The organism is Paraburkholderia aspalathi (assembly GCF_905220735.1).
In the GTDB taxonomy this organism is placed as follows: domain Bacteria; phylum Pseudomonadota; class Gammaproteobacteria; order Burkholderiales; family Burkholderiaceae; genus Paraburkholderia; species Paraburkholderia aspalathi.
In genome coordinates, this window is sequence record NZ_CAJNBA010000001.1 from 300112 (window position 1) to 312907 (window position 12796).

At 57.8% G+C, this 12796-nt stretch carries 7 protein-coding genes; 6 read left to right on the plus strand and 1 reads right to left on the minus strand.

The annotated features are described in order from the left end of the window. Window positions 1-49: 49 nt before the first annotated feature. Complete coding sequence (locus KHO30_RS01265) at window positions 50-7240, minus strand: YadA-like family protein (RefSeq protein WP_211699805.1); 7191 nt, start codon at window positions 7238-7240, stop codon at window positions 50-52. Window positions 7241-8031: 791 nt separating this feature from the next. Between KHO30_RS01265 and KHO30_RS01270 the strand changes: the two genes are divergently transcribed. From KHO30_RS01270 to cpaB, 6 genes are all read left to right on the plus strand, one after another. After that, complete coding sequence (locus KHO30_RS01270) at window positions 8032-8313, plus strand: Flp family type IVb pilin (RefSeq protein ID WP_211699806.1); 282 nt, start codon at window positions 8032-8034, stop codon at window positions 8311-8313. Between the two features lie 25 nt (window positions 8314-8338). Further along, the gene (locus KHO30_RS01275; protein WP_211699807.1) at window positions 8339-9868 is read left to right on the plus strand and encodes a pilus assembly protein TadG-related protein; all 1530 of its coding nucleotides are present in this window, start codon (window positions 8339-8341) and stop codon (window positions 9866-9868) included. Continuing rightward, window positions 9865-10752 carry a hypothetical protein gene (locus KHO30_RS01280; RefSeq protein WP_211699808.1) on the plus strand — a complete coding sequence of 296 codons (888 nt, stop codon included), beginning with the start codon at window positions 9865-9867 and terminating at the stop codon, window positions 10750-10752. Before KHO30_RS01275 ends, KHO30_RS01280 begins: the two co-directional genes overlap by 4 nt. A gap of 62 nt (window positions 10753-10814) precedes the next feature. Further along, window positions 10815-11462, plus strand: a complete 648-nt coding sequence (locus KHO30_RS01285) for a hypothetical protein (RefSeq protein ID WP_244863908.1) — start codon at window positions 10815-10817, stop codon at window positions 11460-11462. A 1-nt stretch (window position 11463) separates the two neighbouring features. After that, on the plus strand, window positions 11464-11676 hold the full coding sequence (locus KHO30_RS01290; protein WP_211699810.1) for a hypothetical protein: 213 nt from the start codon (window positions 11464-11466) through the stop codon (window positions 11674-11676). 20 nt (window positions 11677-11696) lie between these two features. Beyond that, the gene (cpaB, locus tag KHO30_RS01295) at window positions 11697-12779 is read left to right on the plus strand and encodes a Flp pilus assembly protein CpaB (RefSeq protein ID WP_211699811.1); all 1083 of its coding nucleotides are present in this window, start codon (window positions 11697-11699) and stop codon (window positions 12777-12779) included. The last annotated feature ends 17 nt before the right edge of the window (window positions 12780-12796 follow it).

Sequence of the window (12796 nt, forward strand, 5' to 3'; positions counted from 1 at the left end):
CCAGACAGCTAACGTCTCAAGCTTCTATTCAAGGCCTCGCGGCCATTGCTTAGTTGCCGAGGACGATGCCGATACCGGCGCGGACGATGGTGCTATTGCCGCCCGAGCTGGACACGCCAAGGTTGTAGTTGATCGTGCCCTTCTCATTCCAGCGCGAGACGCCCAGACCAACGGCCTGGTAGCCGCGGTAGTTAGCCACACCAGCATTCAGCGTAGTACGACCCGGCAGATACGGCGTGACGATGTTCAGCGCCGATGCCGAAGCAATACCCTTGGCTGCACTGCGGTCGACGTTGTTGATCGACTGCTGCATGCCACCCATGGCGTTGTTCAACTGACCGAGGTTGACTGCATCGGTTGCCTGCGTACCGGCTGCAACGTTGGTGATCTGACGCTCGTTACCGGCGGAACCTACCGATACCGAATTATCACGATCGGCAACGGAGTTCGAACCCAGCGCGACAGAGTTGTCACCACTTGCCGACGCACCTGGGCCCATTGCCGTAGCCTGGTTACCCGTGCTGTGCGTGTTCTTGCCGATAGCAATCGCTGCCTCACCCGATGCAACAGCGCCGTTACCGATCGCGATCGCATCCGTACCCGACGAAACTGCAGCCGTACCACCGGAGGCTGGGGTGTTGATGTTGACGTAGGTCGTATCACCCGTGCCGCCGCCAGCAAGGTTGTTCACCTGGCTTTGGAGGCTAGAGAACTGCGAGTAGTTGACCGCGTCGTTAGCATTCGAGCCCGCTGCCACGTTCGTCAGCGTTACCGGATCGTGACCCGCACCGCCGAGCGTCACGGTGTTCTTGCTCGAGTCGTCATAGGCCACTGCGTTTGCCGTCCCGCCGCTGCCGGCGTTCTGCGAAACATAGTCCTTCATCTGGCCAAAGTTGACTGCATCGGTCAAGTCCGAAGCGGCAGCCACGTTCTTCAACTGAACCGGCGTGGTAGAGCCGAGACCACCGAACGTGACCGTATTCTTGCTTGCGTTGTCGTAGGCGACAAACGCGTTGGTCACGTTACCCGCCGTGTCGACAGTAAGACCAGCGTCCTTCAATTGCTTGAGGTTCACCGCGTCGTTGTCAGCCGTTCCCGCCGCCACGTTCGAAATTTCAACCGCAGTCGTTGCACCGTTGCCGCCAAGCGTCAGCTTGTCACGCTTCGACGAGTCATACACCACGCCAAGGGGCGAGCCAGTAGTGCCGAGCGAGTTCAACGCGTCCACGGCCGAACCAACGTCGCCATAAGTGCTGCCGGCCACCGTGTAGGTCGGTTTCGTGACCGAGCCATTCGACGTCACGCTGGAACCACCGCCCAGTGCCTGGGCAACGCTGCTTGCCGTACCGTACAGTTGCGAACCGTTGATCGCGTCCTTGCTGCTCTGCGTGACCTGGCCCGCTGCGATGTTGGTGAGGCTCACCGGCGTCGTCGAACCAAAGCCGCCCAACGTGACCTTGTTCTTGCTAGTGCTGTCGTAAGCAACGAACGCGTTCGTCACGTTACCCGACGTATCGACCGTCAGACCAGCGTCCGTCAATTGCTTGACGTTCACTGCGTCGTTGTTCGCTACACCAGCAGCTACGTTCGCCAGCGTCACCGGCGTCGTGGCAGTCGTACCGCCGAACGTTACCTTGTCCTTCTTCGCCGTGTCATACGACACGCCGTTCGCCGAACCGGTACCCGCCTTTTCGTTAACCGCTGCCAGTGCTGCACCAACGTCGCTGTACGTGGTGCCGTCCAATGCATACGCCGGCTTCACAACCTTGCCGTTCGCATCCACCGTCGAGCCACCGCCCAGCGCTGCTGCCACACTGTTTGCCGTGTCGTACAGTTGCCCGCCGTTCACTGCGTCAGTGCTGCCCGACTTGATCTGGCCTGCTGCCACGTTGGAAAGCGCCACCGGCGTCGTTGAGCCTTGGCCGCCAAGCGTCAGCTTGTTGTGCAGCGACGTGTCATAGACCACCGCGTCAGGCGCCCCACCGCCCGAAACGGTCTTGATCGCGTCACCCAACTGTTTGACGTTCACTGCATCGGTGTCCGCTGTACCCGCCTTCACATTGACGATCTGGCGCTCAGAACCGCTCGCACCAACCGATACCGTGTTAGCACGGTCAGCCATCGAATTGGCACCTAGTGCAACGGAATTAGCCACACTGACGGTCGCTTTGGCACCGAGTGCCATCGACTGATTTGCATCAACAGTCGCCAAGGCTTTGCTGCCAAATGCCGTAGAGTCCGCGGCAACAGCCTTGCTACCGGCTCCAAGTGCCAACGCGCTGGCGCCAGTTGCTCTTGCCGTATAGCCAATCGCCACGGCGCTGTCACTATCCACGCCGACGGTTGCATTGGTACCGATCGCGGTTGCGTTGGCGCTCATTGCCCCTGCACTGGAGCCGACCACTGTCACGTTGTCCATGGCCGTACTCGACTGCGCGCCCACCACAACCGAGTTCACGCCTCTGGATGACGCCGACGGGCCGATAGCCATCGCATTTTCTTTCGTATCGTCCACGGAAGTCGCTGCGCCAGGCGTCACCAATGCACTAACAGCAATGTAGTTAGTCACAGGTGTCGCGCCCAGGAGCATCGACTTCACGCCGCTCGACTGCTGCAGATTGACCTGTTTCTGGAGCGCCGTCAGTTGCCCGATAGTTGCAACATCATGAGCGTCCTTGCCGTCGGCGACATTGGTGAGGCGCCGCTCAATACCGGTGTCGCCAAACGATACGACGTTCGCTTCCGCTGCATATGCGTTGGCACCAATCGCCGTCGAATTCTGAAACAGGGCAGTTGCACCTGCTCCGATTGCCACGGAATTCTTCCCGCTGGCGAACGAATTCCCACCGACAGCCACCGCCTCACCGCCGGTCGCATTAGCCGCCGAACTCGCAGATACCACCTTGATGTACTTTGTAGTATCGCTGATCGTGTTATTGATCTGACTAACCGTGCCGTCAATACCGGCAAGTGCCGAACCAACATCGGCATACGTGCCTTCGCTTAGCTTGTAGGTCGGCTTCGTGACCGTACCAGTATCGCTCACGCCTGAGCCACCACCCAACGCGGTCGCGATGCTGCTTGCCGTATTGTAAAGCTGCGAACCATTCACCGCGTCCGTGCTCGATGCCGACACCGTACCTGCTACCACGTCTGTGATCTGTCGTGAACCCACGTCAACCGTGTTGGCACGGCTAGCCACCGAGTTCGCACCCAGCGCCACAGAGTTGTTTGCGGTCGCCTTTGCGTTGGGGCCAATCGCCATCGCATCGGTACCCGTTGCCGACGAATCAGCCAGTGTCGAATTGACGTGGAAATACATGACGCCAGCATTACCGTTGGTGATGTTGTTCACCGTGTTGGTAATGTTGATCACGTTACCTGCGACGTTCAACACGTTCTGGTTCGTCGAGTTCAGTTGTGCACCATTGACCGCATCAGTGCTCGTTGCCGACAACGTACCTGCCGTGAGACCCGTGATCTTGGTTGAGCCGCTTGCGCCTTTCAGCGTGATCGTGTTCTTCGTCGTGTTGTCGTACGCGACAAACGCGTTCGTGATGTTGCCACTAGAATCAACGTTCGCGCCAAGCGCCTGAAGCTGTCCCACGTTAACCGCGTCTGTGGGTTGCGTACCCGCTGCCACGTCTGTGATCTGTCGTGAACCCACGTCAACCGTGTTGGCACGGCTGGCCACCGAGTTCGCACCCAGCGCCACCGAGTTGCTTGCGGTCGCCTTTGCGTTGGGGCCAATCGCCATCGCATCGGTACCCGTTGCTGACGAATCAGCCAGTGTCGAATTGACGTGGAAATACATGACGCCAGCATTACCGTTGGTGATGTTGTTCACCGTATTGGTAATGTTGATCACGTTACCTGCGACGTTCAACACGTTCTGGTTCGTCGAGTTCAGTTGTGCACCATTGACCGCATCAGTGCTCGTTGCCGACAACGTACCTGCCGTGAGACCCGTGATCTTGGTTGAGCCGCTTGCGCCTTTCAGCGTGATCGTATTCTTCGTCGTGTCGTCATAAGCGACGAATGAGTTCTTCACGTTACCCGACGTGTCGACACTCAGACCAGCGTCCGTCAATTGCTTGACGTTCACGGCATCGTTATCCGCCACGCCTTTGGCTACATTCGCCACCGTTACCGGCGTCGTCGAGCCAACGCCGCCCAACGTTACCTTGTCGTGCTTCGTCGTGTCGTACGACACGCCATCGGCCGAGCCACCCGTCGCAACCGCCGCAAGCGCCGAGCCAACGTCCGTGAAAGTCTGACCACCCACCGTAAAGGCCGGCTTCGTGATCTTGCCGTTGGCGTCCACACCAGCGCCGCCGCCGATCGCGTCCGTCACGCCCTTCAGCTGGCTAACGTTAACTGCATCGGTATTGGCCGTACCAGCTTGCATGTTCACAATCTGGCGCTGTGCCGAGGAACTTCCTACGGAGACGGTATTCACGCGGTCCGCGGTGGAGTTCGCGCCCAGTGCCACCGAATTTGTGGTGCTGACGGTTGCACCTGTCCCAAGTGCCATTGACCCTGCGGCATCAACAGTCGCGAGGGCGCCAGCACCAATCGCAATGGCTTTTGACGCCATCGTCTTGCTCTTCGATCCAATTGCCAATGTGTTGTCGGATCCCGCACGCGCCGTATAGCCGATCGCCACGCCGCTGTCGCTATCTCCAGCAACGGTCGCATTAGTGCCGATCGCGGTTGCGTTGGCGCTCAATGCCCCTGCGCTCGAACCGATCGCCGTCACGTTGTCCATGGCTGTACTTGCTTGTGCGCCCACTACCAACGAGTTTACGCCGCCTGATGACGCCGACGGACCGATAGCCATCGCGTTTTCTTTCGTGTTGTCCACGGAAGTTGCTGCGCCAGGCGTCACCAATGCGCTGACAGCAATATAGTTAGTCACTGGCACTGCGCCCAGGAGCATTGACTTCACGCCGCTCGACTGCTGCAGATTGACCTGTTTCTGGAGCGCCGTCAGTTGCCCGATAGTTGCAACATCATGAGCGTCCTTGCCGTCGGCGACATTGGTGAGGCGCCGCTCAATACCGGTGTCGCCAAACGATACGACGTTTGCTTCCGCTGCATATGAGTTGGCACCAATCGCCGTCGAATTCTGAAACAGGGCAGTTGCACCTGCTCCGATTGCCACAGAGCTCTTCCCGCTGGCGAACGAATTCCCACCGACAGCCACTGCCTCGCTGCCAGTCGCGTTAGCAGCCGAACCGGCTGACACCACCTTGATGTACTTGGTGGTATTGGTGATGGTGCCGCTGATGCCGTCGATCGCCGAATTAATCCCGTCGAGCGCGGAACCAACATCGTGGAACGTACCAGTATTGCCAAGCGCGTAGGTCGGCGGCGTGACAGTGCCGGTCGGGCTCACGCTGGTGCCACCACCGAGCGCGGCTGCAACGCTGTTTGCCGTGCTGTACAGTTGTGAGCCATTAATTGCGTCAACGCTGCTCGACGTGATCTCGCCTGCTTTCACGTTAGTCATCATCACCGGCGTCGTTGAGCCCTTGCCGCCCAGCGTCACTTTGTTGTGCAGCACCGCGTCATCATAGATGACCGCATCAGGCGATCCGCCGCCTGCTACAGTCTTGATCGCGTCGCTCAACTGCTTGACGTTCACCGCATCGGTATCCGTCGTACCTTCAGCTACATTGATAATCTGACGCTCGGCACCAGTTGCACCCACCGATACTGCGTTCGTACGGTCAGCCACCGACTTCGAACCCAGCGCGACCGAGTTGTTTGCTGTCGCGCTAGCCGCCCCACCGATCGCGGTCGAATCCGTGCCGGTCGCCGACGAGTCGGCCAGTTCCGAATGGGTGTGGAAATACTTGATGCCACCACCGTTAACGATGTTCTTTACCGTGTTGTCGACGTTGTATATGTACGTGGACAAGCTAGCCTGCCACCCGGCCACGTTCTGATTCGTCATGTACAACTGGCTACCGTTGACTGCGTCGGTGCTCGACTCAGAGAGGTCACCGTTTGCCACGTTCGTCAGTTTGACCTTCGTCGCACTTCCAACCCCACCCAGCGTCACACTGTTACGATCTGAAGTGTCATAAAGCACGACGAGAGGGGAGCCCGCGATGCCGTTATTCACGATGTTGTTAACAGTATTCGTGATATTGGTCACGTTGCCAGCCACGTTCGCGAGATTACTCGCCACGTTGGCGACGTTCTGGTTTGTCTGGTAAAGCTGTGAACCGTTCACTGCGTCCATACTGTAGGCTGACGAGATGTCGCCTGCGATCAGGTTAGTGATCTTTGTACCTTTCGTGCCCTGGAGCGTGATCAAGCCCATTCCGGAGTCGTTGTAGAGCACAGCGTTAGGATTGCCACCACCGCCACTGCTACCGCCACTGACGCTTTTAATAGCCGCGTTCAGCTGATCGACGTTGACCGCATCAGTACCCGCAGCACCGGCCGTCACATTGGTAATCTGCCTGGTGTACTGCCCCTGGCCATCTGCGGTCAGATAGCCGACCGACACGCTATCGTTACGGCTGGCAACCGAGTTAGCGCCAAGCGCAACCGAACTGGACACCAAGGCAGATGCGTGAGCACCGTAAGCACTGGAATTGCTTCCGGTTGCCAGCGCATACGGACCAGAAGCGACCGAATTCGCTCCCATTGCCTTTGCATCGGAAGAGGGATCGCTCGAAACAGAGTTTGCGTTGAAATACCGAGTACGTTGATACAGTTGGTTCCAGTTCACCGCATCGCTGGCGTTAGTGCCATCAGCAAGGCCAGTGATCTTTGTTCCATTAAGGCGAGCGCCACCCATAAAGCTGGCCTCACCCCATACGTCGAGATAGCCGCCAAGGTTGATCGAATCCTCCCCCTTAAACTGGCCAGTGGAAGACCACATTACAATGTCGTTGCCTGGGTTACCCTGACCACTGGCCGTATACTTGCTCGTCGCCCCATTACCACACCAACCAGTTCCGCCGCTAAACAGCGCCCAATTGGGATCGCCGTCGGATGCGTTGGCTTCGCAGGTGGAAGACGTTTGCGGATTCTGGATCTCGACAATCATCGCGCTAGCATCCTGTGCAGCTAGTGCCAAACCCGCCAAGGTAAAGACCCCTGCGACCTTGGACGGCGCAGCCTTAGACCCCGATGACTTCTTGCCACGTGCTTTGGTCGTTTCTGCGGCAGCTACGTACGTACCTGCGGCCGCGTTCCATACCGATTTGTGTACCTTGTTCATTCCTGTTGCATTCCCTAAAAACGGGCGAGCCCCGCTTGCAGTTAGATTTGTGAAACCGCCCTCTGCTGGTTTCCGCAAAAAAACCGGCCGCAAACCCATAAGGCCCGACCTAGGCTTTTCACGCGTCGCAAATCTAACCGGCAGCTCTATCCCTAAAAATCAGGAAAAGCGAAAAACGCGCAGGAACTTTCTGAATGATATCGAGTGAAGTCACGGCGGGCGGAACTACCGCACCCAGCCTGAATCCGGGCTATTCAAGCTGCCTTTCAAAATCCGCGCTTTAGGCTATCGCCGTGGTACCGTTACAACAAAACGATCCGGCAACAACATGATGAAGGAAACCTAACTAAATAGGTGTAATCTACCTTTCCCCATATACCACGATAACAAGCACCAGGTGGTGACCGTTGCCGACAGTTGGTCACGTCACGCAGATGCGCCCCCACTCGCCGTCCTCTGTCCACGCCCGTTCACGCTGCCAAACGACACAGCTCTCGCGTGAGCAGAACGTTCGTCGATTAGCGATCCGCGTAACTACCGCCCTCCCCGAATGAGGAACGAATTTCTACCGCGTGCCGCACAACACGTGCCGACGTAATTGCACCGCGAACGTTCGGAAGTTTCCCACCCCTGCAGAACATCTCCATTCCTATACTTCGCACCGGCACTGTTGCTCGTGCGTTTTGAGCAGTGAATTGTTTAATTTCTGTTTCTGTTCAAGACACCAAATCTTGCAAAGCCGTGTCCAGGCAACATTCAATTTTTCGTATTAATTTTTTGAAATAGAGATCATGAAACTTTCTCAAATTCGCCGCAAAAACAAGCAACTCGGTCAAGGCATGACGGAATACATCATCATCGTCGCCCTGATCGCCGTGTCGGCAATCGGCGTGTATTCGCTGTTCGGCCAGACCCTGCGTAACCAGACTGCCGGCCTCGCGGTGGAAATGTCCGGTCAGAACGCTCAAGGCAACATCACCACTTCGCAGACCAACGCGAACAAGGCGACGACCAACGCCGACAAGACGAAGAACATGGGTACGTATAACGACAGCAATAACGCTGGCAACTAATCTCCCTAGATTAACGATATTCATCATGAAACGCTCTGCCCGTAAGGGCAGGGCCAGGGTCGCCGGCGCTAGCGGGCAGGCGCTGGTCCCTGCACTGTTTTTTCTTCTGGTCGGCAGTATCGGCCTCTATGTGGCGTTCAACTCGTTCCAGATGACGAGCGCCAAAATCAAACTCCAGAACACCGCAGACGCAGCGGCGTATAGCGCAGCCGTGCTGCAGGCCCGCGACTACAATTTCTCCGCCTATACGAACCGGGCGATGGTCGCCAATCAGGTCACTGCAGCGCAGGTAGTTGCGCTGAAATCCTGGATTGACGAACTCGATGCAACCTACAGCACGTCGCAACTCGACGACATCGTCAATAACATCGCGGATCATCCGGACAGATGGAACACGCCGAAACGCATCGGCAAAAATGACATAGCGCCCGTACGCGAAGCGTTGGATGCGTTACTGCCTGGCGTCGCCGCAGACATTGGTTCTCTTAACCGGGCACTGAGCGTTGCGCAGGCCAACTATCACGCAGCAGTCTTTAGCGCCGTACCGAACACGGCTAACGCAATCGCACAGCAAAACCAACCGGATACGCAGGTCACGGCCGGATACTTCGTTGGTGAACGCAACGCTGCACAACTCGCGGCCTGGTCCTCCTATACGGCTACCGTCAAACCCGCCGGAACGCTCGGGCAGGACGATTTTGCCGACGTGGTGACGGACCAGAGCACGCTTGACAGCTTCATCAAGAATCGCGATTCCGTCCGGAGCGTCGCACCGACTTTCCAACAATTGAATGACTCGGCCAACAAGATATGCGGTGCGAACAGCACGTTCACGATCAATGTCACGCACGACGGCGGCACCCAGCTGCGTAACGACAAAACCGGCTGGGAATCCATTGACGCAAGTACTGCGCACATCAAGATCTCCTGTATCGGTCCCCTTGAGGCCGAAGCAGGCTTCGGTGGCAGTGCCAATGGCAACGTCGTCACTTACATGACAAATCCTCCCTTCGCTGCGTGGCAGGACTGGCAGGGATACGGTGGCTATTTCAATTTCGGCTATCAAGGGAGCGATAGGCCAGGATGGCAGGTGCCGGACGCCATGGCGGAGCAGTTCAGGATTGGCCCTGGCCCGTCGCTCGACGCGGCTAATGGCGGCCTGCTGCCCTACCAGGAAGTGAGCGGGATACAACGCGTCAGTCAGGCGCCGCGCATCACCATCGAAGTGACGCGCAACAGCAATACCCTGGTGAAGACCATGGGTCTGATCGGTGGCGGACGGATGGAAGTTAAGGACAACGCTGCCAGCGGTGCGATGCGGGCACTGTCGAGCGCTAACGCCTATTTTGTGCGCCCTGACGAAACGTCCTTTGGACGTTCGATCATTGGCGGCCTCGTGAACGCCGACCAGTGGGCGCGTGCCGATCACAAAACCGAATACCCGAGCCTGTTCAGCCCGTATTGGCAAGCCACGCTTGCGCCGGTCAGTGATAGCGAGCGCGCGGCAGCTCAGGCAAGCCAGATGGCGACAGCAACCCAGGCCAAAAAGCAATGAAACGAATTAAAGCAAGAACATCCGCACAATCTGGTCAGGCCATGGCGGAATTCCTGATTGCAATGATCATGGTGATGAGTGTGCTGTTGCTCGGCATCGCAATGCTCGGCAAATTCAATGATGTGCGCAACCGGACGCTGATGGGGTCACGTTACATGGCGTGGGAGCGTACCGTATGGACAGACAATGATCCCGCGAAGCAACTCGTCGGCGATCCGTCTACCACCGACGGTTGGTCCAACAGCTACGGTCGCCCAGCGTTGGCCGCACACAAGACAGATGCCGAGCTCAAGCTCGAAGTGATGCAGCGCGTCATGGCAGGCGACCGTTCTGCGATTTCCGGTACCGACCGAACACAAGGCCAGTTGCCAGGTTCCCGACCTGCCATGTGGAACGACTACGGGGGCAAACCGTTACTCGCCTCTGCGGGCGATGTCGTTGCCACTACACGTGTGAGCAACGACCCGGCACTCAGTAATACAAGTGCTGCCGTCGCCCCATTTGCGACGGTACACACCGGCACTGGCGGCACCTATCAGTCGAAGCTAAATCTGCCAACGCGCACGCTCCAATCCGGCACGCTCAGCATCTCCATCGCCCGGGACAGCGATGTATTGAGGCGACTTTGGCCTAAGGATGGCTTATTGCCCGCCTTCAGTGGCCTGACCTTTTCCGATACGAACGTCCTGATGACAAATACATGGGTGCCCGACGGCACCAACAGCAACAAGGCTGTCTTCAGTCAGGCGGTGCCAGCGGCGAACGTCGTGCTGGTCCAACCTTACGGATATCTGGGTCTCGAGAAATATGCGCCCGAGATCTCGACGGTCGAGTTCGGCCGTATTCGGCAAGACGTTGTACCTCCAAATCGTTTGAGTCAATGAAACTAGTCTATTACCTCGCGCGCGCCGGCTGCCTCACCAGTGCGCTGATCGCCGGTGCGGCAGTGGCCGGTACTGCGTGCAACAAGCAGCCAGTGCAGCCGCAAAGCATTCAGGCCATCGGTCGGGACATGATCGTGAATGGGGTACCTACGTCCATCGTCGGCGCGCAGTACGCTGGAACGCCAGACGATGTGTCAAAGGCGTTCCGTGAGTTCTGGACCACCGAAGATGTGCCCGCTAAAGGCCAGAGTGGCCCCTCAGGGCTGCTGCTTAGCGCCCTCGATGGTCAGTGCCTTTACACACTCTCTATCGGGCCGCAATCGGACTCATCCAACACGCGCGGCCTCATGAGCGTAATCAGAATCGGCAACGATCGGGCAAGCCATCGCATTCCCGACGATGCCATTCCGCTGCCGGAAAGCGGCAAGGTCGTCTCAGACATTGAAAGCCGCGATCCGGGTCAAACCGGGCGTACGTGGTTGATCAATCTTCCAGGCAGTGCACGTTGGAACGCGCAGCAATATCGCAACCGGCTCACAGCGCAAAAATGGGCGAGTGTTGGGCGGCAGCCCGACTATCAGTCCGGCCGTGCGCAATCCATTCTTGGCACCGCGTTCGTCATGCAGCGCGAGGCGGATAGCGTCGATGCGAGTTTCTCAGATCGTGATGGAAAGACCGTGGCGGTGATTAATGCAATCAGGAGCCGTTGAGATGAAACGACCAGGACATTTAAAAACACCTGTATTGCGGCGTGGGCGGCAATGCGGTCAAGCCTACGTGGAATACATCATGATCACGGCTGTCGTGTTCGTCTCCGCCGTAGCATTTTTTTGGAACGACGGGACTCTGGTGCCGTCCGTCTCTATTGTTGCCTTATTCAAATCGATGTTCGGCGCCTATAGCTTCACTCTTTCGCTTCCCTGACCTCGCAAGGTCAAATAGTTATGCTTAAAAAAATTAATCTTCGCTCGCTTCTTGGAAATTCCTGGGTACTGCTGATTCTGGCTGTATTGGTCGCAGGTGGCCTGACTTTCCTTCTGTACAAATACCTCACTGACCGCGAGAACAAGCTCAAGGCCGACATGGCAGCGCGCCGCGTGCGCGCCGGCATCGAGGTCGTCGTCCCTGCAAAGGATTCGCCGATCGGCACACCACTGTCGAGCGGCGACTTTGTCGCGCGCGAGATTCCCCCCGACCTGGTTTACGACGACATGATTCGTGCCGATGGATTTCAGCAATACCGCAGCTCGCATCTGGTCAAGGCGGTACGTCGTGGCCTGCCTTTGCGTGCCGGTGACATCGATGCGCTAAAAGGCCGTGATTTCTCGGACCTCCTGGCTGAAGGGCAACGCGCGGTCACGGTCGAAATCGATACCGTCAACTCAACCGCCTTGATGCTCCGCCCTGGTAACCGCGTCGATGTGTATTGGGTCGGCAAGGTCTACCACCCGGGCCAGTCCTCCGACGACGGGAAGATGGCGCAACTCATCATGCCGAACGTTCTGGTTCTTGCCACCGGTCAGGACATGCGTCCGCGTGACGCTGGCGAGGCACAGGAACAGGACCAGGCAAACGCGAACAGCAGCGCGATGAGCAGGCAGGAAGGCATGGGCTACACCACCGTCACGCTGCAAGTTCCGGTGGACGAGGCACCTCGAATCGCCCTTGCACAAAAGGTTGGCGGTCTACGGCTCATTCTGCGCAATTCTGACGACAAGGGCACGGATGTTCCCTTACTCGTAAAGGAGAGCGACGTGTTCCTGGAAGTCGGCAAGAAAAGGGCAGATTCCACAGGACCGGTTGTAGAAGTCATTTCTGGCGGTGGCGCAACTAGCGGCGCGATCATTCCACAGGGCGTCCCGTCCGCTGCGGCACAAGACACGCCAGCTGCTGCACCCGCCCCCGTCAATGCGGCACAGCCAACTGGCACTTTGCCGCCAAGCCGGCAGAGTTTCTACGAGCAGGCCAACGCGATTGCCAAGCAATTGCAGAAGGCCGTCGCGCCCAGCACGTCAAAGCAGAACTAAAGTACAGAGCACAGGTT

Coding starts and splice junctions, on each gene's coding strand:
- KHO30_RS01265 (WP_211699805.1), bottom strand. CDS start 7,240: ATGAACAAGGTACACAAATCGGTATGGAACGCGGCCGCAGGTACGTAC.
- KHO30_RS01270 (WP_211699806.1), top strand. CDS start 8,032: ATGAAACTTTCTCAAATTCGCCGCAAAAACAAGCAACTCGGTCAAGGC.
- KHO30_RS01275 (WP_211699807.1), top strand. CDS start 8,339: ATGAAACGCTCTGCCCGTAAGGGCAGGGCCAGGGTCGCCGGCGCTAGC.
- KHO30_RS01280 (WP_211699808.1), top strand. CDS start 9,865: ATGAAACGAATTAAAGCAAGAACATCCGCACAATCTGGTCAGGCCATG.
- KHO30_RS01290 (WP_211699810.1), top strand. CDS start 11,464: ATGAAACGACCAGGACATTTAAAAACACCTGTATTGCGGCGTGGGCGG.
- cpaB (WP_211699811.1), top strand. CDS start 11,697: ATGCTTAAAAAAATTAATCTTCGCTCGCTTCTTGGAAATTCCTGGGTA.